The following is a 22,931-nucleotide window of genomic DNA, read 5'->3' as shown; positions in this document are numbered from 1 at the left end:
ACGTCGCTCAGCTCGACTCCGCCGCCCCGGAAGCACCCTCGGCATCGTGCCGCACACGCACCGCCGACACCGCCCAGGCATCGTGATACTCCGTCCCACCCGAGCCTCCGGCATCGGCCGGGCCACCGGAAACACCCTCGGCCACATCGGCATCCACCGAGGCGTCGGCATCCACCGGGCCCGTGACGGTTGTCGAATCCACCGACTCCTGCACCGCCGATGCCGAAGCACCGAAGCTCGGGACGGCCACATCAGCGGAACCCGCGGACTCGCCGGTGGTACCCGACGACTCGGCACTGGGCGCTGACTGGCCGAACCGATCCCCGGCCGCAGCAGACGTTTCGGCGGGGGTCGACGTCGAACCACCGAATGCCTCGGCGACGGGTTCTTCGAACGACTCCGCGATTCCACCCGTCACCTCGGCGGATGCGGCCGCCGACTCCTGAACGGGCTCTGCGGCCTGCGCGAATGCCTCGACAGCGGATGCCGACTCAACCGAACCGGAAGCGGACCCCGTGGACGGCTCGGCTCCACTCGTCGACGTGGTGGACGATTCGGCAGCGACAGTCGCCGCAGACTCGGACGGCACCGCAGCTGAGGCGAATACTTCAGCGGTCGCACCCGGACCGGAGACGGCGGTATCGGCTGAACCTGTGGGCAGCTCGTCCGCCGCACCCGTCGAAGCTGTGGAGTGCTCAGGGGCAGCGGTTGCTGAATCTTCAACCCTGGGGAACCCCGGGTTAGCTGGGCCCGCCGGGCGATCGACACTCACGGTCGGCACGCTTGCCGGTGCCGACTCTTCTTCTGCCACAACAGGGTTCGTCGAGGCCGGGGTATCGGTTGTGGCCCAGGGCCGGTCGGCCGGAGCGGTCCGGGACTCACCTGTGGTCTCGACGACAGCTGAGGTCGCGGCCGCGCCAGCGCCCTCGGTCGTGTCAGCAGCACCGTCGGTCGCCACCACAGTCTCGTCGGCGTCGAAATTCACTGCGGCATATGCAGACTCGCCGGTCGCGGCAGATTCTGCGGTTTCAGCGACCGTGGCCTCGGCAGCCACGGCAACATCCTCGGCCGGATCGGCCTCAGCCGCTTCGGCGCTCGACGCGTCTTCGGACTCGGCAACTCGAGCGGACGCTTCAGCAGAGCCGGGCTCCACCGATTCCGCTACGGCACCAACGGATTCCGCAGGAGCATCCTCCTGCACGGACACAGCCTCCGGTCCGGCGATATCCGCCGCGGAGGCATCCTCCCGCGCGACGACGGCCGACGCGGCTACCGTCTCCGGCGCATCAGCAGCCGACGACGTGCCCGAACTTTCCGATGCGACGGCATCCGCCGCCCCGGGAGCATCCTGTCCCGCAACGACATCCGCCGATCCGGCCGCATTCTCCGGAGCAACCACATCGGCAGAACCGACCGCACTCGCCGCAGCAACCTCATCCGCAGAACTCGCCGCGCCCGGCGGAGCAACCACATCCGCAGAACCAGCCACGCCCGCCGGAGCGACCGGGTCGGACGTTGTCACTGTGCTCGCCTGCTCGACGACATCCGCCGACGCAGCGGCATTCTCCTGCACGACCTCGCTCGTCGGTGCGAGCTCGCCCTCCGGGGCAGCAGCCTCCACCGACGCGGACGCGTCCTGCTCGACCGCATCTCCTGTCGCGACAGCCGACGGCTTGCGCAGTTCCTCAGGGGAGACGAGTTCGACGGCGGCATCGTCGTAGGCCTCGTAGAGGGGAGAGCCGCCGCCGGTGGGAAGTTCGGTATCGGAGTGGGCTCCGCAGCCGTATTCGGCGTGGACGACGTGGCCGTCGGCGCCGAGGGCGTTGGCGCAGACGCCATAGGAGGCGCGCATGGCGCCGGCCAGCGGGACGTAGAAACCGCAGAGGCGACAGGTCGACGGGGCGGCGCGGGCCATATCGGTGTCGGGACCGTATTCGGTGAACCAGCGTTCGGCGGCCTCTTCGCGACCCTCGCGGCTCAACACCTGCGCGCGGCCCTGGCCGAGTTCCTCACAGACGTCGTCGACGACCGGGTCACCGGTCACCAGGTAGCCGGGGACCAGACGCGGATCGTCCGGCAGCGGTGCCAGCAGATCGCCGGGCGCGAGATCGCCGGGCCGCACCCGCTGATCCCACGGAATGAAATCGGGTGCGACCAAGGCGTCGGGCCCGGGGAGCAGGGCCGACTCGCTGACCGTGGCCCGGTCGGCCTCCGGCGGCGCGGCCACCACGACCGCCCACTGCCAGCCGCGATAACCGGGCAGGGTCGTCGCGAAATGATGGGTGGCCGCGTACTCGTCCTCGGCGGTCACACCCAGATGCTCGCCCACGCCTTCGGGCTGCAGCTCCAGGAGCGCACGGCGAGCCACGTCGACCGCCTCCGCCAGGATCGGTCGCACACCGGGCTCCGAAACAGAAACTGCGCTCACGCCCTACATTTTGCCGCATGGAACGCAAACCCCGTGCGTTGGCCGCGACAGGACTGCTCGCGCTGGCAGTGACGCTGTCCGGAACGACCGGATGTGCCGCGCTCGACAACACCCCGCACCTGGGCGTACAGGTGCTGGCAACCCGTCCGCACGACAACACCGCGTTCACCGAGGGCCTCGAGATCGACGGCGATGTGCTCTACGAGAGCACCGGACTCGAGGGCAAGTCCGGTCTGCGCGCGAGCACCCTCGGCACCGGCGCGCAACTGGCCCGCATCGACCTGGACCCGCAGTACTTCGGCGAGGGCGTCACTCGCGCGGGCGACACACTCTGGCAGCTGACCTGGAAGAACGGCATCGCCTTCGCCCGCGACCCGAGCACCCTCGCCGAACGCCGGCAGGTGCACTTCGACGGCGAGGGCTGGGGGCTGTGCACACGCGGAAAAAGCCTGGTCATGAGCAACGGCACCAGCACTCTGACCTTCCGCGACCCGATGAGTTTCGCCCCGACCGGCTCGATCCGGCTGACCAGTCACACCGGTGCCCGCCTCAACGAACTCGACTGTGCCCCCGACGGCACCGTCTACGCCAACGACTGGCCGACCAACCACATCCTGCACATCGACCCCGGATCCGGCCGGGTACTCGGCGATATCGACGCATCCGGCCTGCTCACCCCCACCCAGCAGGCCGGAGCCGACGTCCTGAACGGCATCGCCGACATTCCCGGCACCGACCATTTCCTGATCACCGGCAAGAACTGGCCGACCGCGTTCGAAGTGCGATTCGTGCCCCGCTGAACCCTTGAACAAGCCACCCGATCACCGTCAACAAGTCGGCCCGACCACGATCGCGGCGCGATTCGCACCCCGCTGAACACCCGAACCACCCGACGCTCCGAACGCCAGCAACACCCCGGCCGACCGGATTCGGAGTGGGATTCGTCACCCCATGAACATCCGGCGGCCCGAACACACCGGCCCCGGCCGCACATTCGTGGCGAGTGCGGGAGAATCGACGTTGTGACTGCCTCCCGTGACCCCTCCGGCACCGATCCGGGGCGGCGGGACGGCGAGGAATCCCCGCTCACCCAGCGACATCCCGGTTACGACCGGTACCCCCCGCCGCACACTTCGTCCCGCGATCGGCTGCCACCACTGCCGCGACGCGGCGACGAGCCCGATGTGCCCGAATTCATGACCCGTCGCCTGCCCTCGGGCCATTCGCCGTCGACCCCGCCGGGGGACAGCATGTCGCAGGAGACTCCACCGGGGGGCGCACCGCCTCGGGACCCGCCGCCGACCCGGCCACTGCGCGATGCCTCGTCCCGGGACACCCCGCCCGACACCGATCCGCCCGCCGGGGATCCCGGCGCACCGGGCAAGACTCCACGCAAGCTGACCGTCACCCGAGTCGTGGCGATGCGCAGCGTCGAACTCACCGGACGCGGCCTGCGCACCTTCCAGCGCGCGGCCGAGGCCGACGGCGCGGGCGAATCCGGGCTCACCGCACTGGTTTACGCGACGATGGCCAACTTCGCCCTGGACGCGGCCATCGCCGTAGCCCTGGCCAACACCCTGTTCTTCGCCGCGCAGACCGCGGAGTCCAAGGGCAAGGTGGCGTTGTATCTGCTGATCACGATCGCGCCCTTCGCGGTGATCGCACCGCTGATCGGCCCGCTGCTGGACCGGCTGCAACGCGGCCGCAGACTGGCGCTGTCCGGCTCGTTTGCCGTGCGCGCGGTGGTCGCGATCGTGCTGATCTTCAACTTCGACGGGTGGGCGCTGTATCCGCTGGCCCTGGTGATGATGATCCTGAGCAAATCGTTCGCGGTGCTCAAGAGTGCGGTGACCCCGCGCGTCCTGCCACCGGATATCGATCTGGTGCGCACCAATTCCAGGCTCACGGTCTTCGGGCTGGTCGGCGGCACGCTGGGCGCGGGCGGCGTGGCCGCAGCGGTCGCCGCGGTCGCCGGATCGCCGGGTGCGCTGGTCTTCGCCGCGCTCATCGCCGCCGCCGGGACGTACCTGAGCCTGCGCATCCCGTCCTGGGTCGAGGTCACCGAGGGGGAGGTCCCCACGACGCTGGGCTATCACCGCGACAGTGAGGTCCTCGACAAGGACGCGACGTCGCCGATCAAGCCGAACAAACGCCGTCAGCCACTGGGCCGGTCGGTGGTGACCGGTCTGTGGGGAAACAGCGCCATCCGGGTGCTCACCGGATTCCTGACCTTCTACGTCGCCTTCGTCGCGAAATCGACCGAACATCGTCCGGTGCAACAGGCCGCGATGCTCGGGGCGGTCGGCGCGGCCGCGGCGATCGGCAACTTCGCGGGCAATGCGACCGGTGCGCGGATGAAACTCGGACGTCCGGCGCTGATCGTGCTGGTGTGCACGGCCGCGTGCACGGTCGTCGCCGTGGTCGCGGCGCTGACCGACAATCTGCTGGGCGCGGCGTTGGCGACCCTGGTCGCCGCATGCGCCAGCGCCTTGGCGAAGGTCTCGCTGGACGCCTCGATCCAGGACGATCTGCCGCCGGAGTCGATCGCGTCGGGATTCGGCCGATCGGAGACGGTGCTGCAGCTGTCCTGGGTGGTCGGCGGCGCGGGCGGCGTCCTGCTGCCCACGACGTGGTGGGAGGGCTTCGCCGTGGTCGCCGCGGTGCTGGCACTGGGATTGGTGCAAACCTTCGTGAGCTACCGTGGGCATTCGCTGCTGCCCGGCCTGGGCGGCAACCGACCGCAACACGCCAAGCAGGAGGTCCCCGCGGACTCCCCGCCCGGCGCCGCATCCCGACCAGCGACAGGAAATCCGTGACCAAGCCCAGCACCCGCACGATCGTCGCGCTGGCCGCGGCAGGCGTGCTCGTTGTGATCGTCGCAGTCGCCGCTGTCGTCACCGTGGCCGTGCGGAATACGACCACACCGCCTCCGGCGCTCACGGTGTACGCGCACGGGAAATCCGTCACCGTGCCCCCGTACAAGTACTGCACGGTGGCCGGGATCGCCGAGTCCGGGCAGGTGCACATGAACCCGTGCCAGCAGAGCGACATCACCGTGCCGGTGCAGCCCGCCGGGAATCCGGTGCAGATCTCGCTGCCGAAGAAGATCGCCGACGCACCGTGGGTCATGGTGCGCGAGTACCTCCTTCCCGACAATCGCACCGTGGTCCGCGATGTGAAGACCTATCTCGACTTCGATCCCGGCACCCTCGCCCTCACCGTCCCGTCCCGCCCGACCCCCAACCTGCGTCTGGTCGGCCTGGAGATGCAATTGGTCCTGCCCGCTCGCGACGAGATGGGCCAAGAGTTCTTCGTCCCGTACCAGGCCTGGTCGATCAAGACCGCCTGAGCGAAGCGCATCGGCTTCGACCACCCGGCGCGGTGTCTCGTCGATCGATCCGGCCTATTTCGTGACGGAAAGAGTTGTGGGAGGGCGCGATCCGGGTAGCCCCACCGGTACCGCGAGGTCGGGACGAATGGGTGCGGCCGGGATGCGTTCGAGGACCCCACCGGCGAAAACGTCGTAGAGCGGCAGGGTTTCGAGGTGCACATAGCCGATGTGGCAGTCGCACTCGGTACGTGGGCACGGGCGGGGTGCGAGTGCGGTGCGATAGGAGCCGTCGTAGAGGTTGCCGAGGACTTCGGGGACGAAATGGCAGCGGCGGACCGTCCCCTCGCCGTCGACGGACAGGACGCGGGAACCGGTACGGCATGGTTGTCCGGCCGAGCGGTGTGGGTGGCGGCTGTAGGGGAACAGCGGATCCAGTGCGGTCCAGAGGTCGGCCTGCGCCTCGGTGTAGCTGTGCCCCTCGGCGGCGTTGACCCAGAGGTAGACGTGGTCCGGTAGATCCGCACGCAACTGCCGCGCGGACGCGAGATGCTCCGGGAGGCCGACGATTCCGACACTGAAGCGCACACCGGCTCGCACCAGGCGCTCGGCCTTGTCCAGGAAACGCGGATACGGCGTCTGGCCCGGATGGAAGGTGCACCACAGAGCCAGCGCGTCCAGGTCGGCTTCGGCGAGCCAGTCGGTCCGGCAGCTCAGATTGGTCTGGATCGCGACGCGTTCGACCTGCGGCAGATGGGAAAGTTCCACGAGCGCACGGCGATACCAGGACCGCACCAACCCCTCGCCCCAGGGAGTGAACAGGATCGAGAGCCGATCGTCGCTCCGCTCACGCGCCCAGGCGGTGAACCGCTGCAGGGCGGCGCGATCGCCGCGCAGCTGCGCGGGCGTATCGCGGCGTTTGGCGAACGGGCAGTACGGACAGTCGTAATCGCACGATGCCAGCGGCCCGCGATACAGCAGCGTCAGATCCATCGCCGGTCAACGCAATTCGTAGGCGGCCATGGCGGATCGGACCGCGGGTGAGAAGAATTCGGGACCGATGGCGTCGGAGTAGGCCAGCCCGAGCGGTGTGAGGCGCAGGCGGTCGACGTCCGCTTCCAGCCAGCCGCGATCGGCGAGCAACCCCAGCTGATCGGCGAAATCCCGACCGGGATCGCTGCCGAACCGCAGCCGGTACCCGGCGAGCGCCAATCCCTGTGCCTGGAGCAGGGATTGCAGCAGGTGCCGGCGCCGAGCCTCCTCGGCATCGACCGCGCGGCCCACTACGGCATGGGTGAAATCCGTTGTAGTGGTGTAGGTATCGATGATCGACCGCACCTCGCGCATGGAGACCGCGTAGTCGAACGAGTAGTGCATCGTGCTGGTGTAGGAGCGGGCACCGCAGCCCAGGCCGATCATGCCGTCGGTCTGGCAGGCGTAATCGTCCGGACCTTGCGGCGGCGCGTCGATACGCCGGAACATGCGCATGGAGATCTGCTCGTAGCCCTCGGCGAGCAGGCGGTCGCGGCCCTCGCGATATCTGCTCAGCCGCTGGATATCCCAATCCTGTTCGGAGACAGCCGGATCTATATTCCGCCCCAGACCGGTGAGCGGGCGCACGTAGAGCGGATACAGATAGATCTCCTCGAGCCGCCAATGCAACGCAGCGTCCAGGGACTGCCGCCAGCTGGACTCGGTCTGCCCGTCGATGCCGTAGATCAGATCGATGTTGAGCACCGGAATTCCCGCATCGCGAATCCGGCCCAGTGCGGCCTCGACGTCGGTGCGATGCTGCGGGCGCACGGCTGCGCGGGCCTCGGCATCGACGAAGCTCTGCACACCCAGGCTCAGCCGCGTCGTCCCGCGCGCGGCCAGTACGGCCAGGCGATCGGCCGTGGCGGTGGCGGGCGAGGCCTCGACCGACAGCGGGATCGCCCGCAGATCCGCACCCATCACCCGTTCGGCGATATCGCACAGCCGTTCCAACTCGTGCGCCGCGAGATAGGTGGGAGTGCCGCCGCCGAACGCGGCCGTGGCGAACCGCGATGCGGGCCGCTCCCCCAGCGCCTCGCGCACCGCATGCGCCTGCCGATCGAGGGCGTCGAGATAACGACCGGTCAGCCTGTCGGGTGCGCCGACGCGGGTGAACAGATTGCAGAATCCGCAGCGCACCTCGCAGAACGGAATGTGCAGGTACAGCGACAACGCATGCCGCGCTTGGTTTCTCCACAGATCGGCCAGCGCCGGACGCGGCGTCAGCGGCCGGTACGACGTCTTGTGCGGATACGCGTAGACGTAGTTCTGATAGGGCCGGGGTACTGCGGCGACGGTCACGGCGACGGCTCCAGGAAGAAATGACCGTAAGGGACGGTCCAGACCGATTCGTGGCCCAGGCGGTGCCCGGTGTATCCGCCGTCTCCGTAGGCGGTGCCGTGATCGGAGCAGACGATGGCGAAACAGCGTCGCCGCGAACGCATCACGTCGAACAGCCGGCCCACGTGCTGGTCGATGTAGCGTAGGGCCGCGGCATGGGTGATCCGGGTGTCGCCCGCATCGCGGGTGGCTCCGGGCAGATGGAACCAGTTCGGCTGATGTAGCGCCGAAGCGTTGAGGAACAACAGGACTCGCTGCTGCGGCGGCAGTCCCGCGACGACCTTCTCCGCACACGCCACCTGCGCCTCGAACGAGGTCGGCGAGGCCACCGAGAATTCCGGCTCCCAGTGACTCTCCGCGAACAGACCGGGCAGCGCACTGCCCAGCGCGCCCTGCTTGTTGAAGAAGCCCACCCCGCCGATGCACACCGTGTGGTATCCCTGCCCGGCCAGGGCGGTCACCAGATCGGGGGCGTCGAAGACGAAGGTGCGTTCCGCGGTGGTCTCGCTGCCCGCGAACTGTGCCGCGAACAGGCGCGGGTGCGGACCGGGCGCGGCGGGCGTGGGCAGGAATCCGGCGAATATGGCCTGGTGGGAGGCGTAGGTGAAATTGCCCGGCGCATGGCGGCGCTGCCATCGACCACCCGGCAGATGGGCGGACAATGTCGGCAGCTCACCCGCGTCCGCCAACTCGGCGGCCACGTCGTACCGCAGCGTGTCCAGCGTGAGCAGCAGCAGGTCGTCACGGCCGACGACCTCGTTCATATCCGGATCGAGGTCGGCGGGGATCGAGTCAGGGCCCGCGCGATCGGGGGCAAGGCCGACCGGATCCGAGTCGACGCCAGCACGATCCGGCGCGGGGCCGACCGGATCCGAGTCGAGACCAGCACGATCGGCGGTGAGGCCGGTGGGAGATTCGGGGACGGTTGTCATCGGAGATGCCTTCCGGCCGAGACGAGTTCGCGGGCCGGCGGCACGTCCAGGCCGTACCGCCGGTGTGCCGCGAGGATCTGCGCGGTGTAGGTGTCCAGCCCGGCGGCCGGACCTTCCGGCAGGCCGGTCAGGCCCGGCAGCAGATCCCCGAACGCGTTGACCTCGCCGACCACGAAACGTCGCCAGCCGATCGCGGGCAGCAGATCGACTCCGACGCAGAGCGTCTCGGGAAAGCAGGCGGCGGCCTGCTCACAGATCGACAGGGCCCGCGCCCAGCGGTTCCCGGCCCGGGTGCGCACCTCGTCCAGATCACCACGGGCGCCACCGAGATGCAGATTCGTCAGCGGTGTGCGTGCGGTGCGCACGACGGCATGGGTCGCGCGCCCCGCGACCACCACGACCCGCAGATCTGCCGAGCGGCCCCGCAGCGCCGCCTTCGGGAGCCAGCGTTCGATGTGCAGGCCGTCGGGTGCGAGCCGGTCGACGATCGCGGCGATCTCGCGTTCGTCGGTGTATTTGCGCACGCGCAGGGAGTTGTAGAGCCGACCGTCGGAGGTGAGTTCGACCGAGGTGGTCGCCTGCACGCGTCCCGACGCGGTCGTCTCGACCGCGAGCACCCCGGACGCCGAAGAACCGTGTGCGAGTTTGACGAATGCGCGCGGCAGACCGGCCGCACGCAGCCGCGCGCGAACCTCGGACCAGTCCCGCACCGCGATCCCCGCACCCGAGGTGGGCGAATCCGGAACCGGCACACCGCGAGCCGCCAGCCGCGCATGGCACAACCGCTTGTCGAACAACGCGGCCAGATCGTCCGGATCGTCGAGCCGGATCCCGCCCCGCAACGACCGCACCGCCCGTAACCAGGCCGAATACCAGCGCGCCGAACCCTCCACCTGGGCAGGCTCTTTCACACCGCACAGCATCTCGTCCACCACCGGATCCTCGCCCGGCGAATCCAGGCGCACCAGCTCGTCCGGCGCGAAATCCTGCCCCGCGCCGCTCAGAACCGCGCACCACTCGACCACTCGCGGTCGCGGCAGCCCGGCCGCCCGCGCGGCGTCGGCGAACATCCGCACCCGCCGATTCGCACCGTTACCGACGACCACCCAGCGGGGCGGATCGTCGCGGCTCACCGGTGAATCGTTCTCCGCCATGGCCGTTCACTCACCGACGGCGACGTATCGGTAGTCCTCGTCGTAGCCGGCATCGTCGACGTCCACATCCACCTCGACGCCTGCGGGTTCGAGCAGCGAGCGCACAGCACTCCGCATCGACTCGGACAGGAAGTTGTAGTGCATGTCCAGCGAGGTCAGATGGGTCAGCGACTGGCCGGTGAGCAGGGCCCCGGCCCCCTCGTCGGTGAGTACGCCCATCGAGACGTCCAGGCCCTCGAGCTGCGCGACCACCGGCGCGGTGGCCAGTGCCACGCAGATCCGATCCTGAATCTCACTGTTGCGCAGGGCCAGATCGCGCAGGCCGGGCAGCTTGGCGCCGGTCAGGATCGGAGCCAGATCGGACACCTCGCAGTCGCCGCCGTAATCCTCGGTGCCCAGCCAGAGATCCAGATGAGTGAGCGCCGGCAGATCACATCCCGCGATGCCGCGCACCGCCTCGCCGGACAGACCACCGGACTGCACGGTCAACTGCGCCAGCCGCTCGTGCCGTACGGACGCGAACGCCAACTGCTGGCCACCGCGCACCCCGAACTCCTCCAATTCGGGAAACGCCACCAGGATCGGGCTCACCTCACTCTGGATGATCCAGGAGATCTCGGCCTCCTCCATGGTGATGTCGCCCAGGAAGATCGCGCGCAACTCCGGCAGCCGATCCCGCGCGGCGACCAGGGCCTCGACGGCCACTGCGGAACTGTTCTCCCATTGGGCTCCCCAACTGCCCACGATCAGCGCACGCACCCGCTCGGCGGCAACGGTGTCCAGGAGCCGGGTGAAGCGATCCACCCAGGTTTCCTCATCCTCGTCGTAATCCACGCGCACCCGCCAGGCGACCGAATCGGCGGCGGGAAGCTCGGGTAGCGCCTCGCTCGCATCCGGAACTTCCGGGAAGTCGTGCACGGGCAGGCCGTAGAACTCCTCCAGATGGTCGTGGATGGTCGTCATAGCTGCTCGCCCCTTCTGGCTCGAATACCGGTGTCGGCAGGTGAGTTCCGGCATCGACAGATGAGTTATAGCCGCACCCACCGACAATCATCGAGTCGAACGGACCTGTCGGTACCCGTCGTTAGAGTCCTTGGCACAGCGCGAATCTCGTGCCACGACGGGGAGGGGAACCATGCACCGGCAAGGCGATGTCCCGATCAGGCCATCGGCGTGCGAGGCCGTGCCCGAAATACGCCGCAGCCCCGGCACACACAGTGCGCCGGGGCTGCGGGAAACGATCTGCTCAGTGATCCAGTTCGCGCGCGACGCCGCGTACCACCTCGGCGATGCGCTGGGCGGTCTTGCGATCCGGATACTTGCCCTTGCGCAGATCCGGCTGCACCTTCGCCTCCAGCAGAGTGATCATGTCCTCGATCATCCCGTGCAGGTCGTCCGGTCCCTTGCGCGGCTGCTGCGGCGCGGATTCCTTGTGCCCCTGGCCTTGTCCGCCGCGCACCGAGGGCGGCGGCTCGAGCAGTTTGAGGCTCAGCGCCTGCGGGCCGCGTCGACCGGCAGCCATTCCGAACTCAACCCGTTGCCCGGGTTTCAACCCCTCGACACCCTTGGGCAACGCAGACGACCGAACATAGACGTCCTCCCCCTCATCCTGGGAAAGGAAGCCAAAGCCCTTTTCGACGTCGTACCACTTCACCTTGCCGGTCGGCACTGCGCTCACCCGTTCATCTTCGAATGTCCGGACGGCCCGGACACGGTCACCGGCGCCGGAGGTGTATCCGGCACCCTTGCATTCGCGAAAAGAACGCGCCCCACACAGCTATGCAGGACGCGATTGTCGTCGAGTCTACCCCGGTGACGATTCCCGAAGCACATCAGTTTTACGGTGCAGCAATGCCGGATTCCTCTTCTGACCGTTCGCCGCGCCGCGCGGCGGATCGGCTGCTGCCCCTCGCCGTGGGCCTGTTCGCGATCGGATTGGTGGCGATCCTCGCCATATTCCTCATCCCGGTGTTCTCCGACGCCCATCCGGGATTGTGGCTGTATCTCGTCGCGATGGCGGCGACTCCGGGCGGACTACTGCTGGCGATCGTGTTCGCGTTGTGGTCCGGCCGCCGGGCGCGCTGAGATCCGTTCGACGAATCCGTTCGGCCGACCTCAGGTATGCCCTGTTCGTTATCCGTCTACACATGTGATCTTCATCACATCACGGAGAGGTCACGGAGCGGTCACGGACCGTACTTGCATACGTGACAACGCACTCACCTGCACAGAAGCCGAACGGAAGTTGTTGGGCGCGAGCGCGACCCGCCCGCACACGCCGGTTACCAAATAGTGATTTTTCGCGGCGATCGTCGTACCGTCTATCCGTGTCGGGAGCAGTCCCGACACCACCGGCCCGCCGCACCGAACCTCGCCCCGCGGGTACCGGACCCCAAGGAGACAGGGGCGAGGGCGGGGAACCCACGTTCCCTACAGGCAGGGAAGCGGAACCGGCCGGAAACGACCGATTCCTTGGGGTGAAGCCCCGGCGCACCAACCCGGTGTGCCAGGGCCGGACGGCCTCTCAGTCCGAACCCGACAGCTCACCTCGCAGGCGCGTACGAGAGGAAGACACCCGATATGAGTGGACGCCATCGCAAACCGACCAACACCGGCCGTACCGTCGCCAAGGTCGCCGTGACGAGCGCGATGATGGGCGGTGCGGGAGTTGCCCTCGCCGGTCACGCCGCTGCGGCTCCCGACTCCGACTGGGACAAGCTCGCGCAGTGTGAGTCCGGAGGCAACTGGGGCATCAACACCGGCAACGGATTCCACGGCGGTCTGCAGTTCACCCCGAGCACCTGGGCTTCCTACGGCGGCACACAGTACGCCTCGAGCCCTGAGCACGCCAGCAAGGACCAGCAGATCGCGGTCGCCGAGAAGGTTCTCGCGACGCAGGGCTGGGGCGCCTGGCCCTCCTGCTCCTCGCACCTCGGCCTGCACAGCTCGCCGACGCAGCGCTCCGCTCCGGCCTCCAGCGCCACCACCGAGCAGGCCGCCATGCATTCGCAGTCCGCCCCGCGCGTCCAGGCCCAGCCGGAACTCGCGACTCATTCGCAGGCCCCCGCGCAGCAGCAGCAGCAGCCGCAGGCCACGCCGGATGGCAACCAGCAGGTCTTCCAGACCGTCGACAAGGGCATCACCATGGCTCAGCAGCACGGCATTCAGCTGCCGCAGCAGGCCATGGACGCCTACAACGTCGCCAAAGCCAGTGGTGTCAAGCTCGACCCGAGCGTGGTCAACTTCTTCGAGGCGAACAAGAGCTTCCTGCCCAACTGATTCGGGCTCAACTGATTCGGTCTGCCTGAGGCACGTTTCAGCTTTTATCGGGACACAAGAGAGGGCCCCACATCCGAAAGGATGTGGGGCCTTCTCTGCTGCGCGGTCAGCGGTTGATCACTGTGTGCGGGTGCACATAGGGAATCTCTTCCGCCGGCACCGGGAAGTCGGTGTCTTCGCCGAACGGCGAGAGGCCACCGGAGCGGGTCGACGAGAGTTCGGTGACCGCATGGTCGCCATTGGCGAGCTGGGGCCAGCCGTTGTCGACGTAGGGTTTCTTCGATTTGTTCACCACGGCATCATTCTGGCACGCCCGCCCCGATCAGTACACGCTCGCATGGGTACTCGGCGACGATGACAGGTCCCCCAGCGCCCACCCGCGTGTCGCCGTACGCTGGACAGGATGACCACGACCGACCGCACGCCCCGGACCGGGGACGACCGTCCCACGGGAGCCTCTCCCGCCGCCCGAGGCTCGGCCGGTGCCGGGATGTTGGCCGACTGGTTGTCCGCCCGCGGTGACGAGGATCTGGTGACCCTGCTGGAGCTGCGCCCGGATCTGGCCGTACCGCTGCCCGCATCGATGGCGGTCCTGGCGGCCCGTGCCGAACAGCGCGCGTCGGTTCTGCGGGCCTGTGAGGACCTCGACACCCTCGATTTCGCCATCATCGAGACCCTCGCCGTACACGGCGCGGCCTTTCCCGGCCGCACAGCCGCCCCGTTACCGCGCAAACAGCTGCACAAACTTCTCAGCGATCGGGTGCCCGCCAAGACCGTCGACATGTCCACGGCCCGGCTCACCGCTCGCGCTCTGGTCTGGGGCACAAAGGAACTGCATCTGGTCGCTGCCGCGAAGGATGCGCTGCCCTGGCAACTGGGCAGCACCACCGAACTCCCGGACGCGCTCACCGAATCGGAGATCACCGAGGCGTTGACCGAGATCGGTCCCGCCGAACGCGCCCTGTTGGACAAACTCGCCGCCACCGGTCCGCGCGGACGCACCCGCGATGCGGCCCCCGGAACGGCGCCGGACCGCCCGATTCAGCGTCTGCTCGCACATCGCCTGCTGAACTGGGTCGACGCGGAGACCGTCGAACTGCCACCCGCGGTCGGGCAGGTGCTGCGCCGCGAACCGGTGACCGATCCGCACGCGCTCGTGCCGCCGCATCCCACACCGGTCAAACACACCGCGGCCGATGTCAATGCCGCAGCGGCGGGCGAGGTGGGTGAACTGCTGCGGCACTGTGGGGACATCCTCGAGGTGCTGGGCGCCGCACCCGCGCCCGCGCTGCGCTCCGGCGGACTGGGCGTACGGGAATTGCGCCGCATCGCCAAACAGACCGGGGTGGACGAAACCCGCGTCGGCCTGCTCGCCGAGGTCCTCGCGGCAGCGCGCCTACTGGACAAGGGAATTCCCGAACCACCCCCGCCGGACGATTCACTCGACGATTCTTGGGCGCCGACGACCACCACCGACGGCTGGCGCGAACATTCCTCGGCCCGGCGCTGGGTGACGCTCGCACACGCCTGGCTGGAATTGGACCGCTTCCCCTGGATGATCGGGCTGCGCGACGCCAATGACAAACCGCTGGCGGCATTGTCGATGGAATTGCGCAATATGCACGCGATCCGGGATCGCCGGGCGATTCTGAGCCTGCTGGCCGAATTCCCGACCGGCTCCGCGGTATCCGCCGCCGATCTGGCTCGGGTGCTGGCCTGGCGGCAACCGCGTCTGCGCAGGCACTTTCACACCGAGGCGGTGGACCGCACACTCACCGAGGCCGCGACGCTGGGTCTGGTCGGACGTGGTGCGCTGACCTCCGCGGGACGCGCGCTGCTGCACGGCCCCCTCACACCCGGCGACCCGGCGGTCCCCGAGGAGGCGCTGCACAACGCCGAGTCCGAAATGGATTCCGCGCTACCGGATCCGGTCGATCACGTGCTGGTGCAGGCGGATCTGACGGTGATCGCGCCCGGACCGCTGGTCCCGGATCTGCAGGGCCGGATCGCACTGGTCGCCGATATCGAATCGGCCGGTGCGGCAACCGTTTACCGGATCGGCGAGACGTCGGTGCGGCGCGCCCTGGACGCCGGGATGACCGCGGCCGAACTGCATCAGCTGTTCACCACGCATTCGCGCACCCCGGTTCCGCAGTCGCTGACCTACCTGATCGATGACGTGGCCCGCCGGCACGGGCGGCTGCGGGCCGGTATCGCGCAATCATTCGTCCGCAGTGAGGATCCCGCGCTACTGGCCGAGGTGCTCGCCGCACCGGTCGCCGAGCAGTTGGCGCTGCGGGCGGTCGCGCCGACGGTGGCGATCTCGCAGGCCACGCTCGCCGAGGTGCTCGATGAACTGCGTGCGGCGGGGTTCAGCCCGGCGGGTGAGGATTCCTCGGGCGCGATCGTCGATCTGCGTCCGCACGGTATGCGGATCCCCGCTCGCCCCAACACCCGCAACGCCTGGCGCCCCAGCCTGCCCAGCAGCGAACAGCTCGGGCAACTGGTGGCCGAACTGCGCGCCGGAGAGCGTGCGGCACAGGCGAAATCGGGTCAGGCTGTGCGTTCGGACGGCTCCCGCACCAGTACCGCGGCCACCATGGCGCTACTCCAGTTGGCCGTGCGCGTGCGACGACCGGTGCACATCGGATATGTCGATGCCCAGGGTGTGGCCACTCAACGCATCGTCGAACCGCTCCAGGTTTCGGGCGGCCAACTGAACGCCCTGGACCCGGTGACCGGCGCGGTACGAAATTTCACACTGCACCGCATCGCATCCGTGGCACTGGTGGATCAGTAGACGCCGGGACGGCCGGCGGACTCAGTAATCGGTCGGGTACTGATGGGACAGGCCATAGATGCCGAGCATCAGGTATCCGAGGGAGCGGCCCAGAGTGTTGCTGAGCAGCATGAGTCCCATGATATTCAATTTGTTCGGCCTTCCCTCGAAACGTTCTGCGCAGAGATTGTATGCACAATTGTTAACGGTGTCGCACCGTTACCCCTCACAGCAGACTGTTCGGTCGATACACACTTGCCATCATTGTCGTCCGGCGCGGCGTGTGCGTTACTCGAGACACCGGGCGTCGAACGCGACTGCCCGGCAACCGAACTCGACGGTCATGGTCGGCTCAGGTGTGCAGCGACCCCGGGTAGAGGTACTGGTCGGCAGGACGGGTGGCGCCATCGAGCCAGGCCGAGAAGAAACCGGACAGGTCGACCGGCGTTCGGGACTGCATATACGTGCGGAATTCGGGCATCGAGGCGTTGCCGTAGGCATGTGAGCGCACGAATCCGGCGACCGACGGGAAGAAGACTCCGTCGCCGATCAGGCGGCGCAGCGCGTGCAGGAACAGCGGTCCGCGGTAGTAGACGGAGGTGAATTCCTTTCCGGCGCCGGGATTCTGCAGCGGGATCTGCCAGAAGTCGGCCCGGTTGCGGTATTTGGTGAGGGTGCTGCGGTACTGCGCGTCGACGTCCTTGCCCTGCTTGCGTTCCGGCCACAGATAGTCGGCGGTGTAGCTGGCGAAACACTCGTTCAGGCAGACGTCGGACCAGTTCTTCACCGACATCGAGTCGCCCCACCACTGGTGGGTGTTCTCGTGGACGACCGTGTTCAGCTCGGCCCACGGGGCGTAGACCGGCCGGGTCTGGGTCTCCAGCGAGATATGCAGATCGGTGTCGACGTAGATGCCGCCGCCGCTCTCGAACGGGTATGGGCCGTACAGGGATTCGAGGAATTCCAGCACCTCCGGCAGCCGCCGCTCGATATCCTTGCGCGGCGCCGACCGCGGAGCGAAAGCACTGATCAGCGGGGTACCGGCGGCGCTGCGCTGATGCAGGAAATCGAGATGATCGATCGCGACGGTGGTCAGATACCCCAGCACCGGATGTTGTGTCGCCCACTCCGCGGTCCGCTGCGATCCGTGCACTTCGTCTCGCACGCGCAGCCCATTCGAGATGACCTGCCACTCCTGCGGCACCGTCACGGTCAGATCGAAGGTGGCCTTGTCCAGCGGGGTGTCGTTGAGCGGATACCAGGTCGCCGCCGAATGCGGTTCCCCCGCGGCGAATGCTCCGCCGCTGGGTGAGATGGTCCAGCCGTGCTCGGGACTGTTCGCTTCGATGCCGGAGTATCGGACGGTCACCGTGAACGGCAGTCCGGGCAGAATCGGCAGAGCGGGTGTGATGTTCAGTTTATGACCGCCGGTGCGGGTGAATCCGGCGGGCAGATTGTTCACCGAAACCTGTTGCACGTCAGGACCGTTGAAGTCCAGAGCGAACGTGCGCAGTGGCTGGGTGGCCATGGCGTCGAGCTGCGCGGTGCCGGTCAGGTGATGCGTCGGCGGATCGTAATCGATGGCGACGGCGTAGTGGTCGACGTGATAGCCGCCGTTGCCGTCGTCGGGATAGTAGGCATCACCGCGCCACGGCGTGCCGAACAGCGGATCGGCAGGCGTTCGTGCCTGCGCGGGCATCGACAACCCGGCCGCCAGCAACACACCGACCAGGACTGCGCACATCCGTTTGTGCGATGTCATGCGGACTTCTCCACCCCTTCTCGGCACGCGGTTCCGGCGACGGTCGATGCTAACCCACCCGAAAGCCCAGGCCGGGGCGGCGCACCAGACCATCGACGGCGACTAACCGCCCGTGCCCGAGACCGCCACACTCGCCCCCAGGCCCATGATCATCACGCCACCGGCACCGCCGACAGCCTCCAGACGCCGCGGCGAGCGTGCGAACCAGTCGCGGGCGGTACCGGCCAGCAGCGCCCAGGCGCTGTCGGAGATCAAGGCGATGAAGATGAATATCCAGCCCAGAACCAGCATCTGCAACGGCACCGAACCGTGCGCGCGATCCACGAACTGCGGCAGCATCGCGGAGAAGAAGATGATCGCCTTCGGATTGGTCACACCGACGACGAACCCCTGCCACAACACCCGCCGATGCGCCGCCGGTTGTGCGGAGGTCGAGGCGGCCAGCGCCGTACGGAGCGATCGCCGATGCCGAATCGCCTGTGCGCCGATATAGATCAGATACAGCCCGCCGCCGATCTTGACGATCGTCAACGCCACCGCCGAGGCCGCGACCAGCGTGCCGAGCCCGGCCGCGACCAATGCCAGCATGGCCTGCACGCCGAGGGCATGCCCCAGCACCGAAACCAGAGCGGCCCGTTTGCCGTCGGTCAGCGCGCGACCGATGGTGAACAGAACTCCCGGGCCCGGAATCACGATGATGATCGTTCCGGCCACGATGAATGCGAGCAGATTTGCGGCGGGCACCATCCTTCGATCATACGAAGGCGCGCAAGGACTTTTGGGCTATCCGCGCAGCTCCTCGGGCAGCTGGTGCGGATCGAGCACGAGACGTCCGAAATCGGCGGTGCGCACCCTCTCGGCCAGGGATCGGTTGTCGGCCAGCAGTTTCCACTCGGCTTCGGGAATAGCGGCGCGGGCACGGGCGATCACCTCCGGATCGCGGGTGCCCCAGGCGATCGGCATCGCGCCGACCGACTGCCGCAGTCCGCCCACCGACAGCGGCGCCCGATCGGCCCGCACGGTCACCGAGGGGATCTGCTCACCGGGCCAGGAACGATGTCCGGGCAGCGACCGCACAGTGCGGGTGATCAGCGCATAACGCGGCGGCGCATCGGATTTGGCCACGTTGACCAGGGCCAGCAGCAGTGCACCACGCGGATGCCGATCCGAGACGATCGCCGGAACGAGTTCCCCCTCGGCGTACAGCTTCTCGATCCGGGCGCGATGCGGCGACCACAGCGCCACGAACAACGAGGTCACGGTGCCCAGCGCGAAGGCGACGGCCAGCAGGAACGAATACGGGTGGTTCAGCCAGATCAGCCCGGCGGTGCCGAGGCCGAGCACGACGGTGGCGGTGAACGCCAGGATCCGAAGTCGCCGGGTGTCCGCGACGACCTCGTTGACCGCCCGCGCATGTTCACGATCCACCACGAACTCGAAGGCGGTAATTTTGGCCTCCGCTTCGCTCCGGCGGGGCCACGGCCCCCCAAGGCTCGATTCTTCCCTCCTCCGCTCCTCCGCTTCGCTCCCCCGCTCCGTCAGTCCAGAATCAACCCGGGCCGCGGCCTCGGAGTCGGCGTTATCCGGGGTGGACGGCCCTGGGTTGCCCTCGGGGTTGGCGTTGTCCGGAGTGGACGGGCCCGGGTTGTCCTCGGGGGTGGCGTTGTCCGCAGTGGGTGAACCGGGTGGCCGCTGGTTGGTGTCCGGGCGGTCCGGATCGAGCGGGCGTTCAGCCATAGCCAGGTCCTCCGTCCGGTTGTCAGCAGTGCCTAGCCGATCGTGGGGCCCAGCAGGTCGTCGGCGTCGGTGATCCGATAGGCGTAGCCCTGTTCGGCCAGGAAGCGCTGTCTGTGCGCAGCATATTCTGCGTCCAGCGTGTCGCGGGACACCACCGAATAGAAGTGCGCCTGTCCGCCGTCGTGTTTCGGGCGCAGCAATCGGCCCAACCGCTGGGCCTCCTCCTGACGCGATCCGAAGGTTCCCGAAACCTGTACTGCCACAGACGCTTCGGGCAGATCGATGGAGAAGTTGGCCACCTTGCTCACCACCAGCACCGGAATCTCACCGTTGCGGAACGCGTCGAACAGCGCCTCGCGTTCCTTGGTGCGGGTCGAGCCCTGGATCACCGGGGCGTTCAGATGTTCGCCCAGTTCGTCCAGCTGATCCAGATAGGCGCCGATGACCAGGCTCGGAGATTCCTTGTGCCGCGCGAGAATCGACTCCACCACGGGAAGTTTGGTGCGCGCGGTGGAGCACAGTTTGTAGCGCTCCTCCGGTTCGGCGGTCGCATACGCCATGCGTTCGGCATCGGTGAGCGTCACCCGCACCTCGACGCAGTCCGCCGGGGCGATCCAGCCCTGCGCCTCGATATCCTTCCACGGCGCGTCGTACCGCTTCGGGCCGATCAGCGAGAAGACATCGCCCTCACGGCCGTCCTCGCGGACCAGGGTCGCGGTCAGGCCCAGACGACGGCGCGACTGCAGATCGGCCGTCATCCGGAAGACCGGCGCGGGCAGCAGATGCACCTCGTCGTAGATGACCAGACCCCAGTCCCGGCTGTCGAACAGTTCCAGATGCCGGTACTCGCCCTTGGTCTTGCGGGTGACGACCTGGTACGTCGCGATGGTGACGGGGCGGATCTCCTTGCGCTCGCCGGAGTATTCGCCGATCTCGTCCTCGGTGAGCGAAGTGCGCGCCAGCAGCTCGCGCCGCCACTGCCGCCCCGCGACCGTATTGGTCACCAGGATCAGCGTGGTGGCCTGGGCCTTGGCCATCGCGGCCGCGCCGACCATGGTCTTACCGGCGCCGCACGGCAGCACCACCACACCCGAGCCACCGGCCCAGAACGAATCCGCGGCCAGCTCCTGATAATCGCGCAGGTGCCATTCGTTGGTGCCGAAGTCCAGGTCGATCGCGTGCGCCTCGCCGTCGACGTAGCCGGCCAGATCCTCGGCGGGCCAGCCCACCTTGAGCAGCATCTGCTTGATCCGGCCGCGCTCGGACGGGTGCACCTGCACCGTGTCGTCATCGATGCGCGCGCCCAGCATGGGCTGGATCTTCTTGTGCCGCAACACCTCTTCCAGCACCGCGCGATCGAGGCTGACCAGCACCAGCCCGTGCGCGGGATGTTTCATCAGCTGCAGCCGCCCGTACCGCGCCATGGTGTCCACGACATCGACCAGCAGCGGCTGCGGCACCGCGTAGCGGGAGTACTTGACCAGCGCGTCGACGACCTGCTCGGCATCGTGCCCGGCCGCGCGCGCGTTCCACAGCGCCAGCGGGGTGACCCGATAGGTGTGCACATGTTCGGGCGCGCGCTCGAGTTCGGCGAAGGGCGCGATCGCCTGACGCGCGGCATCGGCCTGCCCGTGCTCGACTTCGAGCAAGAGAGTCTTGTCGCTCTGAACAATGAGTGGTCCGTCTGTCACGGCACCTCCTGCGGGTTCGCGGGCCGGAGTCCATTCTTGCCGATGGGACCGACACGACCGCCGCCACCGGGGGTGAGCACGCAATGTACCCGGTCGGACGGTCGACACGCCGCGTTCGCGCGACATTGCCGACCACGCCTCGGCCGGGTGCCCATCTGCCTCGTTGAACACCGACCCGTCGGGCAATCTTCCCGCGTCCCCCGGGCGATCGGCCACTGTGGCGTCGCTCACCCCGCAGCTCGTGCAGCGCGCTCCCGCCGACGCCCCACCCGGCACGCGCTACGTTTGGACCATGCAGAACCCGCCGACCGTCGCCCGCCTGCGCCCGTTCGCCTCGACGATCTTCGCCGAGATGACCGAACTGGCCGTGCGGCACGGCGCGGTCAATCTCGGGCAGGGGTTCCCGGATTCGGACGGCCCGGCAGCCATGCTCGAGGTGGCCGAACGCGCCATCGCCGAGGGGTTCAACCAGTATCCGCCCGGTCGCGGGGTGCCGATCCTGCGGCAGGCGATCGCGCGGGATCGCGCCGAGCGGTACGGCACCCGATACGACCCGGACAGCGAGATCCTGGTGACGGTCGGCGCCACCGAGGCGATCAGCGCCGCGGTACTCGGCCTGGTCGAGCCCGGCGAGGAGGTGGTGCTGATCGAGCCGTACTACGACTCCTACGCCGCGGCGGTCGCGTTGGCCGGAGCCACCCGGCGCACCGCCCGGCTGGTGCCCGACGACGACGGTTTCGCCCTCGACCTGGACAGCCTCCGCACCGCGATCACCGCGAAAACCCGGCTGCTGCTGCTGAATTCGCCGCACAACCCGACCGGGACGGTGCTGGGCCGCGCGGATCTGCTGGCCATCGCCGAGCTGGCCCGCGAACACGATCTCATCGTGGTGACCGACGAGGTGTACGAACACCTCACCTTCGACGGACACGAGCACATCAGCATCTCCACACTGCCCGGCATGTTCGAGCGGACCATCGTGATATCCAGTGCGGCAAAGACTTTCAGTGTCACCGGCTGGAAGATCGGCTGGGCTTGCGCCCCCGCGCCGCTGCTGGACGGCGTCCTGGCGGCCAAACAGTTCCTCACCTTCGTCGGCGGCGGGCCGTTCCAGCCCGCGGTCGCGCACGCCCTGGAACACGAGATGCCCTGGGTGTCGACGTTGCGGGATACCCTGTCGGACAAGCGGACCCGCCTGTCGAAGGCGCTCGGCGAGGCCGGATTCGGCGTGAAGCGCAGTGACGGAACCTATTTCGTCTGTGCCGACATCACCCCACTCAGCACCGCCGACGCGATGACCTTCTGCCGCGAACTACCCGAACGCCTCGGCGTAGCCGCCGTCCCCCTGTCCGTCTTCGCCGACGACACCGATTCCTGGAATCACCTGGTGCGCTTCACCTTCTGCAAGAAGGAAGAAACCATCACCGAAGGCATCCGCCGCCTCCACGCCGCGCCGCACCACTAGCCC

At 68.1% G+C, this 22,931-nt stretch carries 19 protein-coding genes and 1 riboswitch; of the genes, 7 read left to right on the top strand and 12 right to left on the bottom strand.

The features are described 5' to 3' along the window. Positions 1 to 7: 7 nt before the first annotated feature. On the bottom strand, positions 8 to 2,428 hold the full coding sequence (locus ON40_RS51110; RefSeq protein WP_245567636.1) for a DUF3027 domain-containing protein: 2,421 nt from the start codon (positions 2,426 to 2,428) through the stop codon (positions 8 to 10). Between the two features lie 17 nt (positions 2,429 to 2,445). Here ON40_RS51110 and ON40_RS03260 point away from each other — a divergent pair, with 17 nt between their 5' ends. From ON40_RS03260 to ON40_RS03250, 3 genes are all read left to right on the top strand, one after another. After that, positions 2,446 to 3,228 carry a glutaminyl-peptide cyclotransferase gene (locus ON40_RS03260; RefSeq protein WP_040818326.1) on the top strand — a complete coding sequence of 261 codons (783 nt, stop codon included), beginning with the start codon at positions 2,446 to 2,448 and terminating at the stop codon, positions 3,226 to 3,228. Between the two features lie 222 nt (positions 3,229 to 3,450). After that, entirely contained in the window at positions 3,451 to 5,244 is a 1,794-nt protein-coding gene (locus tag ON40_RS03255; protein ID WP_040818324.1) for an MFS transporter, read from the top strand. Beyond that, positions 5,241 to 5,777 (top strand): DUF2771 domain-containing protein, encoded by a 537-nt coding sequence (locus ON40_RS03250; protein WP_040818322.1) that lies wholly within the window; start codon positions 5,241 to 5,243, stop codon positions 5,775 to 5,777. The genes ON40_RS03255 and ON40_RS03250 overlap by 4 nt, the downstream gene beginning before the upstream one ends. A 54-nt stretch (positions 5,778 to 5,831) precedes the next feature. On the opposite strand, the gene ON40_RS03245 is transcribed toward ON40_RS03250, so the two are convergent. From ON40_RS03245 to ON40_RS03220, 6 genes are all read right to left on the bottom strand, one after another. After that, positions 5,832 to 6,749 (bottom strand): STM4011 family radical SAM protein, encoded by a 918-nt coding sequence (locus tag ON40_RS03245; protein ID WP_040818320.1) that lies wholly within the window; start codon positions 6,747 to 6,749, stop codon positions 5,832 to 5,834. A gap of 6 nt (positions 6,750 to 6,755) precedes the next feature. After that, positions 6,756 to 8,090 (bottom strand): STM4012 family radical SAM protein, encoded by a 1,335-nt coding sequence (locus tag ON40_RS03240; RefSeq protein WP_040818318.1) that lies wholly within the window; start codon positions 8,088 to 8,090, stop codon positions 6,756 to 6,758. Then, on the bottom strand, positions 8,087 to 9,061 hold the full coding sequence (locus ON40_RS53070) for an STM4013/SEN3800 family hydrolase (RefSeq protein ID WP_245567635.1): 975 nt from the start codon (positions 9,059 to 9,061) through the stop codon (positions 8,087 to 8,089). The genes ON40_RS03240 and ON40_RS53070 overlap by 4 nt, the downstream gene beginning before the upstream one ends. Next, complete coding sequence (locus ON40_RS03230) at positions 9,058 to 10,194, bottom strand: STM4014 family protein (RefSeq protein WP_245567634.1); 1,137 nt, start codon at positions 10,192 to 10,194, stop codon at positions 9,058 to 9,060. Before ON40_RS03230 ends, ON40_RS53070 begins: the two co-directional genes overlap by 4 nt. 27 nt (positions 10,195 to 10,221) lie before the next feature. Next, positions 10,222 to 11,178, bottom strand: a complete 957-nt coding sequence (locus ON40_RS03225) for an STM4015 family protein (RefSeq protein ID WP_040818316.1) — start codon at positions 11,176 to 11,178, stop codon at positions 10,222 to 10,224. A 283-nt stretch (positions 11,179 to 11,461) separates the two neighbouring features. After that, positions 11,462 to 11,884 (bottom strand): cold-shock protein, encoded by a 423-nt coding sequence (locus tag ON40_RS03220; RefSeq protein ID WP_174434998.1) that lies wholly within the window; start codon positions 11,882 to 11,884, stop codon positions 11,462 to 11,464. A gap of 182 nt (positions 11,885 to 12,066) precedes the next feature. Between ON40_RS03220 and ON40_RS03215 the strand changes: the two genes are divergently transcribed. Together ON40_RS03215 and ON40_RS03210 are read left to right on the top strand one after the other, a co-directional pair. Further along, positions 12,067 to 12,300 (top strand): hypothetical protein, encoded by a 234-nt coding sequence (locus tag ON40_RS03215; protein WP_040818313.1) that lies wholly within the window; start codon positions 12,067 to 12,069, stop codon positions 12,298 to 12,300. Positions 12,301 to 12,588: 288 nt separating this feature from the next. Then, positions 12,589 to 12,787, top strand: a riboswitch (cyclic di-AMP (ydaO/yuaA leader). An 8-nt stretch (positions 12,788 to 12,795) separates the two neighbouring features. After that, positions 12,796 to 13,494, top strand: a complete 699-nt coding sequence (locus ON40_RS03210; RefSeq protein WP_040818311.1) for a transglycosylase family protein — start codon at positions 12,796 to 12,798, stop codon at positions 13,492 to 13,494. Between the two features lie 106 nt (positions 13,495 to 13,600). Here ON40_RS03210 and ON40_RS03205 read toward each other — a convergent pair whose 3' ends face one another. Then, positions 13,601 to 13,789 carry a hypothetical protein gene (locus ON40_RS03205; protein WP_040818309.1) on the bottom strand — a complete coding sequence of 63 codons (189 nt, stop codon included), beginning with the start codon at positions 13,787 to 13,789 and terminating at the stop codon, positions 13,601 to 13,603. Between the two features lie 108 nt (positions 13,790 to 13,897). Between ON40_RS03205 and ON40_RS03200 the strand changes: the two genes are divergently transcribed. Then, the gene (locus ON40_RS03200) at positions 13,898 to 16,294 is read left to right on the top strand and encodes a helicase-associated domain-containing protein (protein WP_040818304.1); all 2,397 of its coding nucleotides are present in this window, start codon (positions 13,898 to 13,900) and stop codon (positions 16,292 to 16,294) included. Positions 16,295 to 16,625: 331 nt separating this feature from the next. Here ON40_RS03200 and ON40_RS03195 read toward each other — a convergent pair whose 3' ends face one another. The 4 genes from ON40_RS03195 to ON40_RS03180 all read right to left on the bottom strand — a co-directional run bounded on the left by ON40_RS03195 (position 16,626) and on the right by ON40_RS03180 (position 21,463). Further along, complete coding sequence (locus ON40_RS03195; protein ID WP_040818302.1) at positions 16,626 to 18,035, bottom strand: M1 family metallopeptidase; 1,410 nt, start codon at positions 18,033 to 18,035, stop codon at positions 16,626 to 16,628. A gap of 102 nt (positions 18,036 to 18,137) precedes the next feature. Further along, positions 18,138 to 18,782 carry a LysE family translocator gene (locus ON40_RS03190; protein ID WP_040818301.1) on the bottom strand — a complete coding sequence of 215 codons (645 nt, stop codon included), beginning with the start codon at positions 18,780 to 18,782 and terminating at the stop codon, positions 18,138 to 18,140. A gap of 36 nt (positions 18,783 to 18,818) precedes the next feature. Next, the gene (locus ON40_RS03185; RefSeq protein ID WP_083895373.1) at positions 18,819 to 19,772 is read right to left on the bottom strand and encodes a DUF3239 domain-containing protein; all 954 of its coding nucleotides are present in this window, start codon (positions 19,770 to 19,772) and stop codon (positions 18,819 to 18,821) included. Positions 19,773 to 19,804: 32 nt separating this feature from the next. Beyond that, on the bottom strand, positions 19,805 to 21,463 hold the full coding sequence (locus ON40_RS03180) for a DNA repair helicase XPB (RefSeq protein ID WP_040818298.1): 1,659 nt from the start codon (positions 21,461 to 21,463) through the stop codon (positions 19,805 to 19,807). A 292-nt stretch (positions 21,464 to 21,755) separates the two neighbouring features. On the opposite strand from ON40_RS03180, the gene ON40_RS03175 reads away from it, so the two are divergent. After that, complete coding sequence (locus ON40_RS03175) at positions 21,756 to 22,928, top strand: pyridoxal phosphate-dependent aminotransferase (RefSeq protein ID WP_051192628.1); 1,173 nt, start codon at positions 21,756 to 21,758, stop codon at positions 22,926 to 22,928. The last annotated feature ends 3 nt before the right edge of the window (positions 22,929 to 22,931 follow it).

Source organism: Nocardia jiangxiensis NBRC 101359, assembly GCF_000308615.1.
GTDB lineage: Bacteria > Actinomycetota > Actinomycetes > Mycobacteriales > Mycobacteriaceae > Nocardia > Nocardia jiangxiensis.
This window is presented reverse-complemented; position numbering and strand designations above follow the sequence as displayed.

Coding starts and splice junctions, on each gene's coding strand:
- ON40_RS03260 (WP_040818326.1), top strand. CDS start 2,446: ATGGAACGCAAACCCCGTGCGTTGGCCGCGACAGGACTGCTCGCGCTG.
- ON40_RS03175 (WP_051192628.1), top strand. CDS start 21,756: ATGCAGAACCCGCCGACCGTCGCCCGCCTGCGCCCGTTCGCCTCGACG.
- ON40_RS03195 (WP_040818302.1), bottom strand. CDS start 18,035: ATGACATCGCACAAACGGATGTGCGCAGTCCTGGTCGGTGTGTTGCTG.
- ON40_RS03245 (WP_040818320.1), bottom strand. CDS start 6,749: ATGGATCTGACGCTGCTGTATCGCGGGCCGCTGGCATCGTGCGATTAC.
- ON40_RS03225 (WP_040818316.1), bottom strand. CDS start 11,178: ATGACGACCATCCACGACCATCTGGAGGAGTTCTACGGCCTGCCCGTG.
- ON40_RS03190 (WP_040818301.1), bottom strand. CDS start 18,782: ATGGTGCCCGCCGCAAATCTGCTCGCATTCATCGTGGCCGGAACGATC.
- ON40_RS03215 (WP_040818313.1), top strand. CDS start 12,067: ATGCCGGATTCCTCTTCTGACCGTTCGCCGCGCCGCGCGGCGGATCGG.
- ON40_RS03185 (WP_083895373.1), bottom strand. CDS start 19,772: ATGGCTGAACGCCCGCTCGATCCGGACCGCCCGGACACCAACCAGCGG.
- ON40_RS03210 (WP_040818311.1), top strand. CDS start 12,796: ATGAGTGGACGCCATCGCAAACCGACCAACACCGGCCGTACCGTCGCC.
- ON40_RS03200 (WP_040818304.1), top strand. CDS start 13,898: ATGACCACGACCGACCGCACGCCCCGGACCGGGGACGACCGTCCCACG.
- ON40_RS53070 (WP_245567635.1), bottom strand. CDS start 9,061: ATGACAACCGTCCCCGAATCTCCCACCGGCCTCACCGCCGATCGTGCT.